This window comes from Streptomyces phaeofaciens, from assembly GCF_014648915.1.
Classification (GTDB): domain Bacteria; phylum Actinomycetota; class Actinomycetes; order Streptomycetales; family Streptomycetaceae; genus Streptomyces; species Streptomyces phaeofaciens.
Genome location: NZ_BMSA01000015.1, coordinates 70,465 through 86,211, shown reverse-complemented (window position 1 = coordinate 86,211; position 15,747 = coordinate 70,465). Strand labels below are relative to the sequence as shown.

Sequence of the window (15,747 nt, the reverse complement as noted above, 5' to 3'; positions counted from 1 at the left end):
ACCGCCTTCGCGACGGCCTGCCTATGAGGCGTTCGGGCGGTCTTCCCGGTGGACCGACGCCAAGGCCGTGGCCGGGTCCTGGGCCGCCTCACCGGCCGGCACCCAGCGGCCGCCCTCCTTGCGGTAGGGCCACCAGCGGCCGTCCCGGCCCAGCCGCACCTGGCAGGGCGACCCGACCGCGGTCCACCGGTTCCCGCGCGCCCGCAGCACCGGCCGCTCGTCGTCCTCCCAGGCCGCGTCCAGCGCGGCACGCGCGCGTGCGAGCGCCTCGCCCTCGACGGCCCACTCCTCCTCGAACACCGCCAGAGCGGCCGCACCCCCGTACCGCCAGGCCCGTACGGCCGATGCCAGTTGCTCCCGGCCGCGACCCGAACCGGCGGCGAGCCGGCCAGCCATCGCCCCGTCCGTCTCCGGCGCTCCGGGAGAGCCCGCGGCGAGCCGTACCGCGTCCTGAGCGGCCGTCAGCTCCTCGGCCGGAGCCGCCCGTTCCGCCCCGCCGTGCAGCAACTCCGCCAGCAGCAGGTGCGCGGCGGCTGCCGTCCGGGCGGCCAGGGTCTCCAGCGCCGCCGGATCCACACCCGGCGGAGGAGGGGCATCCGTGTCCAGCGAGGGCGGCACGCCCGGCTCCTGGGGAAGACCGGGCAGGTCGGGCAGCGGCGGCAGGACGTCCCCCGCCCCGTACGCCTCCGTCGCGTCCACCCCCTCCGGCACCGGCGGCACCGACGCCTCCCGAGCGGCCGTGCCACGGGCCTGGAGGTCGTCCAGGAGGGCCCGTTCGGCACGCCCTCTGAGCAGCAGGAGCACGAACGGGTCCTGGTCGAGCAGCCGGGCCACCTGGTAACAGAGCGCCGCCGTGTGACCGCAGTGGTCCCATGCGCCGCAGCCGCACTCGGCCTCCAGATCCCCCAGCCCCGGCAGAAGATCGACGCCCGCCGTCTCCGCGTCCTCGACCAGATGCGGCGGCATCTCCCGGTCGAGCAGTGCCGCGATGTGCCCGGACCGCTCCACCACGAGATCCAGGAACCGGTCCCACTCCCCGTCCGACAGCACGTCGAGCAGCACGTCGGCCCGGTACGGCGTGCCGTCGAGGTCCTGGACGACGGCCGTGATGCGCCCCGGCCGGACCGACACCGCGCCCACGGCGCCCGCGCGCGCGAGCCTGCGTCCCGTGCGCACCTGCTGCCCGTCCATCGCGCCGTCCTCCAGTGCCGCCAGCCACGCCCGGCCCCACCACGTCAGAGCGAACGCCCGCCCGTGCGCGGGCGGCGACGCGGCGAACGTGCGTTCCTGGGTGTCGTCGTGTCCGTTCATCGTGTGCCCCCTCGCAGCTCGACCAGTTCGGCCAGTTCGGCGTCCGTAAGTTCCGTGAGCGCGGCCTCGCCCGAGCCCAGCACGGCGTCGGCGAGGTCCTGCTTGCGGCGCAGCATGTCGGCGATCCGGTCCTCGATCGTGCCCTCGGCGATCAGGCGGTGCACCTGCACGGGCCGCGTCTGGCCGATGCGGTACGCCCGGTCGGTGGCCTGCGCCTCGACGGCCGGGTTCCACCAGCGGTCGTAGTGCACGACGTGCTCCGCGCGCGTGAGGTTGAGCCCGGTCCCGGCCGCTTTGAGCGACAGCAGGAACACCGGGATTTTGCCGTCCTGGAACCGCCGCACCATCGCCTCACGTTCGGCGACCGGCGTCCCGCCGTGCAGGAGTTGCGTGGGCACGCCGCGTGCCGCCAGGTGGCGCTCCAGGAGACGCGCCATGCGCACGTACTGGGTGAAGACCAGCACGCTCGCCCCCTCGGAGAGGATCGTGCCGAGCAGCTCGTCCAGCAGCTCCAGCTTCCCCGAGCGTTCGGCCGTCCTCGGCCGATCCTCCTTGAGGTACTGCGCCGGATGGTTGCAGATCTGTTTGAGGCCGGTCAGGAGCTTCACGATCAGCCCGCGCCGCGCCATGTCGTCCGCCTCGGCGATCGCCGCGAGGGTCTCGCGCACCACGGCCTCGTACAGGCCCGTCTGCTCGGGGGTGAGGGACACCGGGCGATCGGTCTCGGTCTTGGGCGGCAGCTCGGGGGCGATCCCGGGATCCGACTTGCGGCGGCGCAGCAGGAACGGCCCGACCAGGCGGGCGAGCCGCTCCGCGGCGGCCGGGTCCCCGCCGCTCTCGACGGACCGCGCGTACCGCGCGCGGAAGGTGGCCAGCCGGCCGAGCAGCCCCGGCGTCGTCCAGTCCAGGATCGCCCACAGCTCCGACAGGTTGTTCTCCACGGGTGTGCCCGTGAGCGCCACGCGCGCGCGGGCACCGATCGTGCGCAACGCCCGCGCGGTCGCCGAGTAGGGGTTCTTCACGTGCTGCGCCTCGTCCGCCACGACCAGGCCCCACGGCACCGTGCCCAGCCGGCCCGCGTCCAGCCGCAGCGTGCCGTACGTCGTGAGCACGAACTCCCCGGCGGCCAGGGCGTCCAGATCGCGCTGCGGTCCGTGGAAGCGGCGCACCGGCGTACCGGGCGCGAACCGCTCGATCTCGCGCTGCCAGTTGCCCATCAGCGACGTCGGGCAGACCACGAGGGTCGGCCCGGCGGCCGACGGGTCCGTCTGGCGGTGCAGATGCAGACTGATCAGCGTGATGGTCTTGCCGAGCCCCATGTCGTCGGCGAGACAGCAGCCCAGCCCCAGGGCGGTGTTCCGGGCCAGCCAGTCCAGGCCGCGCCGCTGGTAGTCGCGCAGCGTGGCGTCGAGCGCGGCGGGCTGCTCCAGCAGCTCCTGCGCCCCAGGGGCCGTCAGACGCTCCCGCAGGGCCTCCAGCCACCCCGTGGGCCGCACCTCGACCCGGCGGCCGTCGACCTCGGCCGAGCCCGTCAGGGCCGCGCCGAGCGCCTCGACGGGCGTCATCCTGCGGTCCTGCTGAGCATGGGCCCGGCGCAGCTCCCGCGGGTCGATCAGGACCCACTGGTCGCGCAGCCGCACCAGGGGACGGTTCGCCTCGGCGAGCCGGTCCAGCTCCTCCCGCGTGAGCCGTTGGTCGCCCAGTGCGAACCACCAGGTGAACGACAGCAGCGCGTCCGCCGACAGGAAGGACGGCGCGTCCGAGGCGGAGCGGTCCGGGTCCGGTCCGTCCTCCGGCGGGCCCACCACCGCGCGGGCGGTCAGCGTGCGGGCCAGCTCCCTCGGCCAGTGCACCTCGACACCGGCGGCCGCCAGCGCCCGCGAACCCTCCCCGAGGAGTTCCGCGACCTCCTCGTCCAGGAGCACGACCGCGTCCGGGACGGTGGCCGACAGCAGGGGCGTCAGCGCGGGCCAGGCCCGGGCCGCGCGGCGCAGGGCGAGCAGGGCGTCCATCCGCGCGCGCGGGCCGAACGCCCCACGCGCGACACCGGAGTCCGACCAGACCTCGGAGGCGTCCGCCACCAGCCCGGGATCGCTCACACCGTGCACCTGCGGCACGGCTCGGAACACCGGCGCCGCCGCAGCGTCGGCCGATGGGCCGGAGGTTTCGGGGGCCTTGGTGGACCCGGCGGACCCGGAGGCCTCGGAGGCCTCGGTCCCCGGCGTCCCGGTTCCGGCGCTTCCGGCGCTTCCGGCGGTCCCGATGCTCCCGATGCTCGCGGCGGTCTCGATCCCGGACACCTCGATCCGCAGGGAGACCCGCACCCCCGCGTCATGGCCCGCGGCCACATCGCCGGCCCAGGCGCTCAGCTCCGGCACGTGCCGGGGTTCCTTCGCCGCGTAGGCCGCCCCGCCCGTCACGAGCGGTGCGGCGGGGGAGCGGGGCAGCGCGTCCGCGACCGCGTCCAGGAAGGCGCGCAGCAGCCGCTCAGGGTCGGGCAGTCGCAGCGGCGGCCCGTCGTCCACCGGGACGGCGTGCGCCTCGGGGGGCATCGAGGCGGCCAGTCGGCGTACCTGCTCGACGTCGTCCGGGGTCAGCGGGCCCATCCGCCAGGCGTCGTGGCCGTCCGGTGACAGGCCGGGCAGCAGCAGGCCGCGCGCCACGCACCGCAACGCCAGCAAGGACGCCGCGCCCCAGAACGAGGCGGCCCGGTGCCCGTCCGGGGCGACACGCGCGTGGGAGAGAACCGGCAGGGCCTCCTTCACCGGCAGCAGCAGGGCGGGCACCCGCGCGAGCGCCACCCCGGCGCCGTCGGGCAGGACGACCGTCAGATCCTCGGCCGACGCGGGACCCGAGCGCGGCGGGGCGACGGGAGGAGCGTCTCCGTCGGGCCGCCAGAAGGCGACCCGACCGGTGCGGGCCGGGTCGCCGGGTACGAACACGGCACGGCAGCGAGCCAGTTCGGAGGTCTCGGACGGAGTTTCCACGGGAACCCTCTCCACAGAGATGAGCCTGCTCCTCAAATTTGACTACCGGGTGGGTCGTCGAGAGTACAGCACGACGGACCGATCTGTTCTCAGGGCCGCTTCGGGGGTGGACCTCAGGGATGTCTCAGGGTCGCGTCCGGAACCGTGTACGACGTGGACCCGTTCTCATGACAGAGAGCGGCAGTGGCCGCGAAGGAGGCGACGCACATGTCGAGAAACGCGAAGATCGCCGCAGGAGGGGTCGCGGTCGGGCTCCTCCTGCTGATCTGGCTGCCCTGGTGGGCGGCTCTGCTGATCGTGCTGGGGGTCCCGGCGGCGGCCTATCTGACGCTGGACCCGTCACAGCGGCGCAGGCTGCGCCGTGTCACCCGCAAGGAGCTCGGCCGCTGAGGGGGCCGCGCAGAGGCGTCCGCCCCTGAGCGAGGGGCGGACGGCGGCCCGACGACTCGACGCCCGCGCGGGCTTCCCCGCGCGGGCTCCCGAACCACCTCAGAGCGGCCGTACGGCCATCTTGTCGAGCGCCTCCAGGAGACCCGGCAGCTCGGGCCCCCGGCCGACCGGCAGCACCTCGCCGGGTTCCTCGTCGAGCAGCACGAACGCGATGTCGTCGGTCCGGGCCACCAGCGACCAGCCGGGACCGTCGGCGCGCAGGGTGCGCGCGTCACCGGGCGCGAAGGAGGACCGTACGCGCCCCAGCGGGGGCGGAGTGTCCACATAGGCGCGCACCTCGGCGAGGACGCGTCGGATGCCCGTGTGACCTTTCGGCGCGTCCTTCCCCGGCCCGCCGGCCGCCTCGCCCTCGCCGTCGTCCCCGTCCGCGTTCGCGGTGGCCGAGGCCTTCTCCGGCGGGGGCGCGAACTCGGAGTCGTCGATCTGCTCGCGCCACGTCGCCCACTGGAGCGCGATCTCGTCCGCCCCCAGCCGCCGCTGAGCCGGACCCCAGGTGGTCGTGTCCGGCGGAGCGAGCGCGGGGGTGTCCACCACCTCCGGGGCCGGATCGTGCGGCGCCGGCACTCCGGGGGCCGCGACGGCGACCGCCAGGGGCCAGCCGGGCAGAGCGGCCACGACCGTCCGCTCGTCGGGCGACAGGTCGTACTCCATGCCGCAGTCCCATGACGCGATGGCCACGGCCACCAGGGACACGTCGTCGATGACGACCGTCCAGCGGGAGCCGTCGCCGTCCTGGCCCAGCACCAGCCCGTAGCCGTCGGCGAGCGGTGCGAGACCCAGCGCCCCGCAGGCTTCCGGGTAGTCGTCGCCCAGCACACTCGGGAACTTCGCCGGCGTCAGCAGCACCGCCGTGAGCACATAGAGCGCATCGTCCGCGGCGGCGACGGCGTCCTCGTCCGTCCCTGCCATCCCAGCCTCCCCATCGGTTCGTCCAACGGCGCGCACCCTAGTGCGGGGGGAAGCCGCTTGTCACGACTGCCCGACACACCCGGAGCTGCAGTTTTCCGACCTGACGGGGCGAATCGACCTCCCGCGAGTGTCGCGGTCGTCACGCGGCGGGCAGCCCGAGGAGCGCCCGGGCCACCGTCGCCGGCGATTCGTCGCGCTCCCGCGCGAGCGCGATGACGGCCCGGCAGGCCAGTTCGTTGACCCCGAAGGACAGGGCTTCCGGCGACACCCAGCCCGCCGCCTCGTCGATCCGGTCCTGGTCGTCGTCGGCGCAGGCCGAGACGTACGCGGCGGCCGCTTCGAAAAGGTTGTGTGTACGTTTTCCGCCACCCCGTGCCCGTCCGTCCGGACGGTCCCGCTCGCCCGCTCGCTCCTCCCCGCCCGGACGCGCCTGGGCGCGCGGGCCGGGGAGAAGCCCCGCCCAGACCTTGCGGACCCTGTCGAACATCTCGGCCGCCTTCCCCCTGCGTGGTAGTCCGTGTCGAACCGCATGCGCATGTCCTGCTACTCAACGTAGAGACGCAGTCGAGGCAGCAGAAGAGGGCGGCCCCGTGCAGCGCTTCGAGGGGCTCGGACGGATTCTGCGCAGGGACCCGCACGGCGACGCGTCCGAGATCTACCGGCTGACCGCGGCGTCCCCGTCACCCGCACGCCGGTCCGCGGGGCGGTACGCGCGCGTGGACGCCCGGTCCGGCTGCTGCCCCCGCGTAGCGCACCCCACTAGGTGCGCCGGAACCGGCGGATCAAGGGCTGCCCGGGCGGCTGCTGCCTGGCGGAACCGGGCCCGCGCCCGCTGCCCGGCGCGGGCGGACGTCCCGCCCCGCCCGGGAAGGGATCAGCCTCCCAGTGCCTCCAGCGTGTCGCGCAGCCAGCCGAGTTCGGCCCGGGACGTGGCACGCGCGATGGTCAGCACCCCGCGCCGGAACGGGTCGTCCGGCTCCTCGGCGCGCAGCGGCCGGTCGCCGTCGTAGAAGAAGCTCGTCGGTTCCTGGAGGAAGGCCAGGCGGCGGCGGAGCACGGCCGCCTGGGCGGCGGGGTCCTCCAGGTGCCGGAGGAAGGCGAGCACGGTGAACCAGCGGTTCTCGTCGGTGATGTCGCGCTCGTCGGGCTCGGCGAGCCGCCGGCGCAGTTCGCTCCGGCCGTCGTCGGTGAGCGTCAGGACGTGCCGTGGGGCCGCCACGGCGCCGGGCTCGGTGGCGCGCATCAGGAAGCCCGCCTTCTCCAGGCGCTTGATCGCCGGATAGAGCGTGCTCTCGGCCACCGGGCGTACGTGTCCGGTCAGGGCCGTGATGCGTTTGCGCAGCTCATAGCCGTGCAGTGGGGCGTCGTACAGGAAGCCGAGGATGGCGAGCTCCAGCATGCCCGCATTCTGCCTCAGCGCGGAGATATGCCGTAGCGGTCGTACACCGGATCGCTGATACCTCCTTGACGCAATACATCGGCATCGAGGTATTGTCGTGTACCGAACCGAGTGCCGGAGCCGCGAGCGGGTGCCGGCGCCCGTGCCGGTGCCGAGTGCGTGGGTGTGCTGAGGAGGAAGCGATGCGGCAGGTCGAGTTCGACGGATGCGGAAGCCGGGTGCGCTGGACGGAGACGCCGGGCGCGGAACCCGCGCGCGTGTATGTGCACGGGCTGGGGGCGGCCTCGGCGGTCTATCACGCGCATGTGGCGGCCCGGCCCGAACTCGCCGGTCGGCGCAGTCTGTTCGTCGACCTTCCCGGGCACGGCATCAGCGACCGCCCCGAGAACTTCGGATACACGCTGGAGGAGCACGCCGACGCCCTGGCGGCCGCGCTGGACGCGGCACGGGTGACCGGCGCCGAACTCGTCGGCCACAGCATGGGCGGTTCGGTGGCCGTCGTCCTGGCCCACTGCCGGCCGGACCTGGTCCGCCGCCTCGTCCTGACCGAGGCCAACCTCGACCCGTTCCCGCCGCCGACCGCCGGCAGCAGCGGCATCGCCTCCTTCACGGAGGAGGAGTTCCTGGACGGCGAGTACGCGCGCGTACTCGACCGGGTGGGCCCGCTGTGGGCCGCGACCATGCGGCTGGCCGACCCGCGCGCCCTGCACCGCACCGCGGTCGGGCTCCGGCGCGGCTCCGACCCGATCATGCGCGAGATCCTGACCGGGCTGCCCGTCGAGCGCGTCTACCTCCAGGGCGCCCGCAGCGGTGAACTCGACGGCGCGGAGGCCCTGGAGGCGTCGGGCGTGCGGGTGGTGACGGTGCCGGACGCCGGGCACAACATCATGTTCGACAACCCCGACGCCTTCGTGAAGGCGGTCGCCGGAGCGGTGTGAGCCCTCAGCCCTCGCGTACGGCGAGGGCGAGGAAGCGGGTGTCCTCGTCGACGTACGACGTCATGCGCCAGCCGGAACCGGCCAGCAGGGGACGGAGGTTCGGCTCCGCGCGCAGGTCCTCCGGGGTGATCCGCCGGCCCTGGCGGGCCGCGAGGGCCGCCCTGCCGATCGGGTGGAACAGCGCCAGCGTGCCGCCGGGGCGCACCACCCGCGCCAACTCCCGCAGATTCTCGGCGGGGTCCGGCAGATGGGAGACGAGCCCCGCCCCGAACACGGCGTCGAGCGCGGCGGAGCGCAGGGGCAGCGCGGCCACGTCGGCGAGCAGCAGCCGCCCGTCCCGGTCCCGTCCGGCCTGTACGGCGGCCCGCAGCATGGCCGGGGTCAGATCCACCCCGAGGACCACTCCCGAGGGCCCCACGGCGGCACGCAGCGGCGTCAGGGCCCGTCCGGTGCCGCAGCCGGCGTCCAGCACCCGGTCCCCCGCGCGCAGGCCGAGGCCGGCGACCGCGGCCGCGTAGGCGGGACCGTCGTCGGGGAACCGGCTGTCCCAGTCCGCCGCGCGGGCGGTGAAGAACTCCTGGACGTGTGTGTGGTGGTCGCTCATGTTCCGCATGATCCCTCACCGACACGGACGACGTCGCTGCGCACATGTTCGAGCGTGGGGTGATCGGTTCGGTGCATTTCTGCGTCAGATTCCATCACCTTTCGAAATGCGCCCCCTGTGTGCTTCTGTGCCCCCACTAGCGTCCCGTGGCCATGGGACACCTGGACCACGCCGCCTTCGGCTGGCTGACCCCCGTGCTGTCGTACGCGATGGCCTGCATCGGCGCAGCCCTCGGGCTGCGCTGCACCGTGCGCGCCCTCGGTGCCACCGGGCGCTCCCGCCGCAACTGGCTCATCACCGCCGCCTCGGCGATCGGGACCGGTATCTGGACCATGCACTTCGTGGCCATGCTCGGTTTCGCCGTCAGCGGCACCGACATCCGCTACGACGTGCCGCTGACCGTGCTCAGCCTGCTCGTCGCCATGGCCGTCGTCTGCGCCGGCGTCTTCGCCGTCGGCTACGGCCGCGACCGCACCCGCGCCCTGTTCGTCGGCGGGCTCACCACCGGGCTGGGCGTGGCGAGCATGCACTACCTGGGCATGGCCGCGGTCCGGCTGCACGGCGCCGTGACCTACGACCCCACGCTCGTCGCGCTGTCCGTCCTGATCGCGGTCGTCGCGGCCACCGCGGCCCTGTGGGCGGCGCTCAACATCAAGTCGCCGGTCGCGGTCACCGTCGCCTCCCTCGTCATGGGAGCCGCGGTCAGCAGCATGCACTACACCGGAATGTTCGCCGTGGGCGTGCGCGTCACCCCCTCCGGCGTGGCGCTGCCCGGGGCCACGGCGATGCAGTTCATCTTCCCCCTCGCCGTCGGCCTCGGGTCCTACCTCTTCCTGACCTCGGCCTTCGTCGCCCTGTCGCCCACCACGGGGGAACGCGCGGCATCCGCCTCGGCCCAGCAGCCGGGGGAGGGCTCCACCGGCCGCCCGCAGGCCCGGACCGTGTGAGCCGCGCCGAGCCAGGCGCACAGACCGAGCCGCCCCACCGAGCCGCACCGACCGAGCAAGCACGGTGAGCCGCACCGAGTGAGCCGCACCGAGTGAACCGGACCGTGTGAGCCGGACCGGACGATCCGCCCCCGAACCCCTTCCGAGCGAGGAGGCCATGCGTACACCCCGGAGGACCCCGACGGCCGGCGCCGAGACGCCGCCCCCCGTGCGCGGGCGTCGCGCCCACGCCGGACCACCCGCCCACGAGGGGCCGGACGAGCGGACGGGCGGCCCCGCCGACCCGCCCCCCGCGCGGGCGGGACGCCGCCGGATCCGTCCGCGCACCGTGCGCGCCAAGATCGTCTGCCTGCTGATGGTGCCGGTCGTCTCCCTGCTGGCACTGTGGGCGTACGCCACGGTCAGCACCGCCCAGGACATCTCCCGGCTGCGCCAGCTGCAACGCGTGGACTCACAGGTCCGCACCCCCGTCGCGGCCGCGGTCGCCGCCCTGCAGACCGAACGGGCGGCAGCCGTGCGGTACGCCACCGAACCGGCCGCCGGGCAGGACGGCGACCTGAAGTCCCTCGCCGACCGCACGGACGCCGCCGTGGCCGCACTCCGGCTCGGTGACGGCACCGTCGCCGACGGTCAGGAACTGCCCCCCGGAGTCTCCCGGCGGCTCGAGGCGTTCGTCTCCGGGGCCGAAGGACTGCGCGCCCTGCGGACCTCGGTCCTCGACGGCGGCGCCGGCTGGGAGGAGACCTACGGCCGGTACACGCGGACGATCTCGGCCGCCTTCTCGGTCGGCGGAGCGCTCTCCGGCATCCAGGACGCCGAACTCGGCTCCGACGCGCGCGTACTCCTCGAATTCTCCCGCGCGGGCGAGTCGCTCGCCCAGGAGGACGTCGTCCTCGACGGCGCGCGCCTGGCCGGCCGACTCGACGGGGAGCGCCTGCGGCTGTTCACCGGAGCCGTCGACACACGCCGCGCCCTGACCGAGTCGGCCGTCGCGGACCTGCGCGGCCCCGAACGCACCGCCTGGCAGCGCCTCGCGGAAGGCAGCGCCTACGCCTCTCTGGCCGCGGCCGAGGACAAGGTGCTGGCCCGCGGCGCCGGCGCACGGGCGGTCGACGCGGCCCCGGCGGCCACCTGGGACCCGGCCCACACGCGCGTGCAGGACGGCATGCGGACCATCGAGGCCGACGCCGGCCGCGAAGTCGCCGACCGCGCCGACCCGTTCACCCGCGGCCTGCTCACCCCGGCCGGTGCCGCGGTCCTGTTCGGCCTCGCCGCCGTGGCCGCCTCGCTCGTCATCTCCGTGCGCATCGGCCGGGCCCTCGTCGTCGAGCTGGTCAGCCTGCGCAACGTCGCCTTGGAGATCGCCCGCCGCAAACTCCCGGAAGCCATGCGGAAACTGCGTACGGGGGACGAGATCGACATCAGCGCCGAGGCCCCGCCGGGACCGGCGGCGGAGGACGAGACGGGCCAGGTCGCCGAAGCCCTCACCACCGTGCACCGCGCCGCCCTGCGGGCCGCCGTGGAACGCGCCGAACTCGCCAGCGGCATCTCCGGCGTGTTCGTCAACCTCGCCCGGCGCAGCCAGATCCTCGTGCACCGCCAACTGAGCCTGCTCGACAGCATGGAACGCCGCTCCGACGACCCGAACGAGCTGAGCGACCTCTTCCGCCTCGACCACCTCACCACCCGTATGCGCCGCCACGCCGAGAGCCTGATCATCCTCTCCGGAGCGGCCCCCGGCCGGGCCTGGCGCATCCCGGTGTCCCTGACCAACGTCGTGCGCGCCGCCGTCTCCGAGGTCGAGGACTACGCGCGCGTGGAGGTACGCCAGCTCCCCGAGGCGGCCGTCGTCGGCGCCGCCGTCGCCGACCTCACCCACCTGCTCGCCGAACTCGTCGAGAACGCGGCTCAGTTCTCACCCCCGCACACGCGTGTGCGCATCACCGGCGAACCCGTGGGCAACGGATACGCCGTCGAGGTCGAGGACCGCGGCCTGGGCATGGGCAAGGACACCCTCGCCGAGGCCAACCGGCGCATCGCCCAGTCCGAAGCCCTCGACCTGTTCGACAGCGACCGGCTCGGCCTGTTCGTGGTCAGCAGGCTCGCCGCCCGGCACGGCGTCAAGGTGCATCTGCGGACCTCGCCCTACGGCGGCACCACAGCGGTCGTCCTGCTGCCGACGGCCCTCCTGCACAGCGGCCCGCCGGAACGTTCCGCCCAGGAGCCGGCCGAACCCGAGCAGATCACCGAACGCGCCTACGCGCGCGTGCCCGCCCCCGACCGGCACCGGGAGGCCGTCCCCGTCGCCGCCGACCGCCCCGCGCTGGTACCCCCCGCCCGGGCCGCCGCCGAACCGGCGGCCGCCGACACCCCACCACCCCCGGGAGTCACCACCTTGCGCCTGCACCGCCCCCCGGACGACTCCGACGGATCGGACGACCTCCCGCGCCGGGTACGGCAGGCGAGCCTCGCCCCCCAACTGCGCCGCCGGCCCCCCGACGAACCGGCCCGGCCGTCCACCCCGAGCGACGACGAGCGGCGCACCCCCGAACTCGTACGGGACCGCATGACCGCCTACCGCGACGGCTGGGCACGCGGTGGCGGCAGGCGACCCGGCCGCGGTACCACGCCGGATCCCGCACCGCGAAGAGACAGCAGCGAAGGAGACCCCGCATGATCCATGACCCGAGCACGAGGTCCGCCCAGCGGTCCGGCGAACTGGACTGGCTGCTGGACGATCTGGTGACGCGCGTGAGCGAGGTACGCCACGCCGTCGTCCTGTCCAACGACGGCCTCGCCGTCGGCGCCTCCACCGGTCTCAGCAGGGAGGACGCCGAACACCTGGCCGCCGTCGCCTCCGGCTTCCACAGCCTCGCCAAGGGCACGGGCCGGCACTTCGGCGCCGGCGGCGTGCGCCAGACGATGGTCGAGATGGACGAGGGCTTCCTGTTCGTGGCCGCCGCGGGCGACGGCTCCTGCCTCGCCCTCCTCACCGCCGTGACCGCGGACATCGGCCTGGTCGCGTACGAGATGGCACGGCTGGTCAAGCGGGTCGGCGAGCACCTCTTCACACCGCCGCGCCTCGGCGCGCGCCCACCCGCCGCCGGATGAGGCGAGAGAGCGATCCGTGCAGATGACCGAGGACACGACCGGCGCCCCGCACGACCCGGGCAGCCAGTGGTACGACAACGAGGCCGGCCCCCTCGTCCGCCCGTACGCCATGACGGGCGGACGCACCCGGCCGGGCCCCACCGGAGTGCGCTTCGACCTGATCGCCCTGGTCACCCTCGACCCGGGCGCACCCGGCATCGAAGGGATGCCGCTCGGACCGGAACACCGGACCCTGATCGGCCTGTGCCGCGTGGAGACCCAGTCCGTCGCCGAACTCTCGGCGGGCGCCGATCTCCCGGTGGGAGTGGTCAGGGTGCTCCTCGGCGACCTGCTGGAACTCGGCTGCGTCACCGTCAGCCGCCCCGTCCCGCCCGCGCATCTGCCCGACGAACGCATTCTGCGCGAGGTCATCGACGGGCTCCGGGCCCTGTAGGCGCACGTGCGGACCGACCCGAACACGTACGGACCGGCCACGTACGGCCACGTCACGTACGGCCACGTCACGTACGGCCACGTCACGTACGGCCACGTCACGTACGGACCGACCACGTCACGTACGGACCCGCCACGTACCGGCTCGTGCGCACCTTCGGGCACCGAACAGACAGCATCCGGTCAGATCGGGCATTCGGCGGTCGAACCCCTCGGAAAGGGACCGCGGTTGTCATGATGCTGGCTTCGCATTCCGGCACCGCAGCTCAGCGGCGCCACCGCACCGAGACGAGCAACCCCCTACGGACGTCGACCGTTACCGGCACTCCTGAGAGAAGTGATCCATGGTCTCCGAGCACTCCGACGCCACCGGTGGCGACACGGCCCCCCTGGCGCTGAAGATACTGGTCGCCGGCGGATTCGGCGTGGGCAAGACCACCCTGGTCGGCGCGGTCAGCGAGATCAAACCGCTGCGCACCGAGGAACTGCTCAGCGAGGCGGGCCAGTTGGTCGACGACACCGATGGCGTCGACCAGAAGGTCACGACGACCGTCGCCATGGACTTCGGCCGCATCACCATCCGTTCCGGCCTCTCCCTCTATCTCTTCGGCACCCCGGGCCAGGACCGCTTCTGGTTCCTGTGGGACGAGCTCTCGCAGGGAGCCCTGGGCGCGGTGGTCCTCGCCGACACCCGGCGCCTGGAGGACTGTTTCCCCGCGGTCGACTACTTCGAGCACCGGCACATCCCCTTCGTGGTCGCCGTCAACTGCTTCCAGGGCGCCCGGGCCTACGGCGCCGAGGAGGTCTCACGCGCCCTCGACCTCGACGGAGGCACCCCGGTCGTACTGTGCGACGCCCGCGACCGCGACTCGGGGAAGGAAGTGCTCATCCGGCTCGTCGAGTACGCCGGACGGATGCACACCGCCCGGCTGCTCGACTCGGTCAGCTGACGGACACCCGGGGGCGCCGCGCCTCGCCCGAACGAGCGTGCGCGGACGCCCGCCGCGCCATATCACCGAACTCCTTGCCGCCGCCACCGATCCTGGGGAAGGGTGGTGGGCAGGTCCTCCGGCGAGGCGGAGGGTGCACGGGAAGCGCCACACGGGGAACGCCACACAGGGGGACGGGACATGGGGCAGAAGCGGGGACTGGGCTGGCTGCTGGACGACCTGACCGAGCGGGTCGACCACGTCCGGCACGCGCTGGTCCTGTCCAACGACGGGCTGGTGGCGGGCCAGAGCCGCGGACTGCGCCAGGAGGACGCCGAGCACCTCGCCGCGGTCTCGTCCGGACTGCACAGTCTGGCCAAGGGATCCGGACGCCACTTCGGCGCGGGCCAGGTCCGCCAGACGATGATCGAGTTCGACGACGCGCTGCTGTTCGTCACCGCGGCCGGTACCGGAAGCTGCCTGTGCGTCCTCAGCGGTGCGGAAGCCGACATGGGCCAGATCGCCTACGAGATGACCCTGCTCGTGAGCCGCGTCGGCGAGCACCTGACGGTGGACGTCCGACAGCCTGGACGCAATCCGCTCACAGGCCTCTGACCTGCGTTTTCTTCCTCCGTCGTGGAGTTATCCACAGGCTCGCCACGAGATCCGCGAAGGGGCTACGGTTTCCCCGTGGCCACTGCGGACAGTCAGGGCCCGAACACATCACGTCACTCCACGGGGGAGACCGACCATGTCCGGAAACACCGTCACCCACCCGTCCGCCGATACCTTCACGCCGACGCGCGCGGCTCGTGAACTCGGTCTGAAGCGCAGCGAGTTCGATCTCGCGGTCCACCTGGGGCGCATCACGACCGTGCCCGACGAAGGAGGAGGGGGCCGCCGCGTCGCCCGTGCGGAGATCTCCCGGCTGCGCGTCCGGCCCGACCATCCCGCGGCACTGCGCGCGAGCGTCCTGGCCGTCGGCACCGGCGACGCCGCCGCGATCCTGGAGGTGCCGGCCACCCGGTTCACCCGCCTGGCCCGGCAGGGAGCGGTGGTACCCGTGCGGTTCTACCTCAACCGCTACCGCGCCGTCGTCTGGCTCTATCTGGCCGAGGAGCTGGGGCAGTTCGCCGCCGACGAGAGCAACGCTCCACTGCTCAAGGGGCGGACGCCCCAGCCGATGCGGGCCCGGCTGGCGGAGGGCCTGGACCTGCGCCCCCGGAACTGGCGCGGACGACACCTCGGCTTCCTGCTCCGCCAGGCCGACGGCCCCTGGCAGCGCGCCGGAGCCCTGGCCGGGTTCCTCGACCCCGTCCAGATCGCGGAGATCGTCGAGGACCCCTATGAACGGTCCCACCTGAACCGGTTCCGTCCCGGGCCGGCGGCCCACAGCGCTCCGGGTACACCGGCCGCCCACCTCGTAGAGAAGATCACGACGGCGGACGACCCCGACGAGATCGGCTGGCTCAGGTCCGACCTGGCCCACACCCTGGAAGAGGCCCGTGCCCACCAGCCCGCGCCACGGCCCACCGGCGCGACCACCCGACCGGGTCTCGCACGACCTGCCGGCAGGCGACCTGCCGCCGCACCGCCGGCCGTGACACGGTCGGCCGTGAAGGACCCGGCGGCGACGGAGCCCGCCCCGTCCGCTCCCCGGCCGGACCACGGACCCGAGCGGACGGCGCGCGGCCTGCTCGGCCGACTGCGCCGCAGAAGCGCGTGATCCA

Annotated in this window: 15 protein-coding genes; 9 read left to right on the top strand and 6 right to left on the bottom strand. The window is 73.9% G+C overall.

Annotated features, from left to right (window positions below; all coding sequences use genetic code 11):
* Nucleotides 1-21 precede the first annotated feature (21 nt).
* Nucleotides 22-1,311 (bottom strand): SWIM zinc finger family protein, encoded by a 1,290-nt coding sequence (locus IE275_RS24445; protein WP_189713539.1) that lies wholly within the window; start codon nt 1,309-1,311, stop codon nt 22-24.
* Nucleotides 1,308-4,313 (bottom strand): SCO1167/SCO6262 family helicase, encoded by a 3,006-nt coding sequence (locus IE275_RS24440; protein WP_229870507.1) that lies wholly within the window; start codon nt 4,311-4,313, stop codon nt 1,308-1,310. Before IE275_RS24440 ends, IE275_RS24445 begins: the two co-directional genes overlap by 4 nt.
* 192 nt (nt 4,314-4,505) lie before the next feature.
* Here IE275_RS24440 and IE275_RS24435 point away from each other — a divergent pair, with 192 nt between their 5' ends.
* Nucleotides 4,506-4,688, top strand: coding sequence for a tail-anchor membrane protein (locus IE275_RS24435; protein WP_189713538.1), 183 nt, complete (start codon nt 4,506-4,508; stop codon nt 4,686-4,688).
* 99 nt (nt 4,689-4,787) lie between these two features.
* Here the strand turns inward: IE275_RS24435 and IE275_RS24430 are convergent, their stop codons facing one another.
* The 3 genes from IE275_RS24430 to IE275_RS24420 form a co-directional block, all read right to left on the bottom strand.
* On the bottom strand, nt 4,788-5,657 hold the full coding sequence (locus IE275_RS24430; protein WP_189713537.1) for a hypothetical protein: 870 nt from the start codon (nt 5,655-5,657) through the stop codon (nt 4,788-4,790).
* Nucleotides 5,658-5,796: 139 nt separating this feature from the next.
* Entirely contained in the window at nt 5,797-6,144 is a 348-nt protein-coding gene (locus tag IE275_RS24425; protein WP_189713536.1) for a hypothetical protein, read from the bottom strand.
* Nucleotides 6,145-6,531: 387 nt separating this feature from the next.
* Nucleotides 6,532-7,056, bottom strand: coding sequence for a PadR family transcriptional regulator (locus IE275_RS24420; RefSeq protein WP_189713535.1), 525 nt, complete (start codon nt 7,054-7,056; stop codon nt 6,532-6,534).
* Nucleotides 7,057-7,238: 182 nt separating this feature from the next.
* Here IE275_RS24420 and IE275_RS24415 point away from each other — a divergent pair, with 182 nt between their 5' ends.
* Nucleotides 7,239-7,994: an alpha/beta fold hydrolase gene (locus IE275_RS24415; RefSeq protein ID WP_189713534.1), complete on the top strand. Its 756-nt coding sequence runs from the start codon at nt 7,239-7,241 to the stop codon at nt 7,992-7,994.
* Nucleotides 7,995-7,998: 4 nt separating this feature from the next.
* Here IE275_RS24415 and IE275_RS24410 read toward each other — a convergent pair whose 3' ends face one another.
* Complete coding sequence (locus IE275_RS24410; RefSeq protein WP_189713533.1) at nt 7,999-8,598, bottom strand: class I SAM-dependent methyltransferase; 600 nt, start codon at nt 8,596-8,598, stop codon at nt 7,999-8,001.
* A gap of 152 nt (nt 8,599-8,750) precedes the next feature.
* Between IE275_RS24410 and IE275_RS24405 the strand changes: the two genes are divergently transcribed.
* From IE275_RS24405 to IE275_RS24375, 7 genes are all read left to right on the top strand, one after another.
* Nucleotides 8,751-9,545 carry an MHYT domain-containing protein gene (locus tag IE275_RS24405; RefSeq protein ID WP_189713532.1) on the top strand — a complete coding sequence of 265 codons (795 nt, stop codon included), beginning with the start codon at nt 8,751-8,753 and terminating at the stop codon, nt 9,543-9,545.
* A gap of 157 nt (nt 9,546-9,702) precedes the next feature.
* A complete protein-coding gene (locus IE275_RS24400) occupies nt 9,703-12,222 on the top strand; it encodes a sensor histidine kinase (protein ID WP_189713531.1) in 2,520 nt (839 codons plus the stop codon).
* Nucleotides 12,219-12,656 (top strand): roadblock/LC7 domain-containing protein, encoded by a 438-nt coding sequence (locus IE275_RS24395; protein ID WP_189713530.1) that lies wholly within the window; start codon nt 12,219-12,221, stop codon nt 12,654-12,656. The genes IE275_RS24400 and IE275_RS24395 overlap by 4 nt, the downstream gene beginning before the upstream one ends.
* A gap of 22 nt (nt 12,657-12,678) precedes the next feature.
* Nucleotides 12,679-13,089, top strand: a complete 411-nt coding sequence (locus tag IE275_RS24390) for a DUF742 domain-containing protein (protein ID WP_189713650.1) — start codon at nt 12,679-12,681, stop codon at nt 13,087-13,089.
* 343 nt (nt 13,090-13,432) lie between these two features.
* Nucleotides 13,433-14,038, top strand: a complete 606-nt coding sequence (locus IE275_RS24385) for a GTP-binding protein (RefSeq protein ID WP_189713529.1) — start codon at nt 13,433-13,435, stop codon at nt 14,036-14,038.
* Nucleotides 14,039-14,218: 180 nt separating this feature from the next.
* Nucleotides 14,219-14,632, top strand: a complete 414-nt coding sequence (locus IE275_RS24380; RefSeq protein WP_189713528.1) for a roadblock/LC7 domain-containing protein — start codon at nt 14,219-14,221, stop codon at nt 14,630-14,632.
* Between the two features lie 136 nt (nt 14,633-14,768).
* A complete protein-coding gene (locus IE275_RS24375; RefSeq protein ID WP_189713527.1) occupies nt 14,769-15,743 on the top strand; it encodes a DUF6397 family protein in 975 nt (324 codons plus the stop codon).
* Nucleotides 15,744-15,747: the final 4 nt, after the last annotated feature.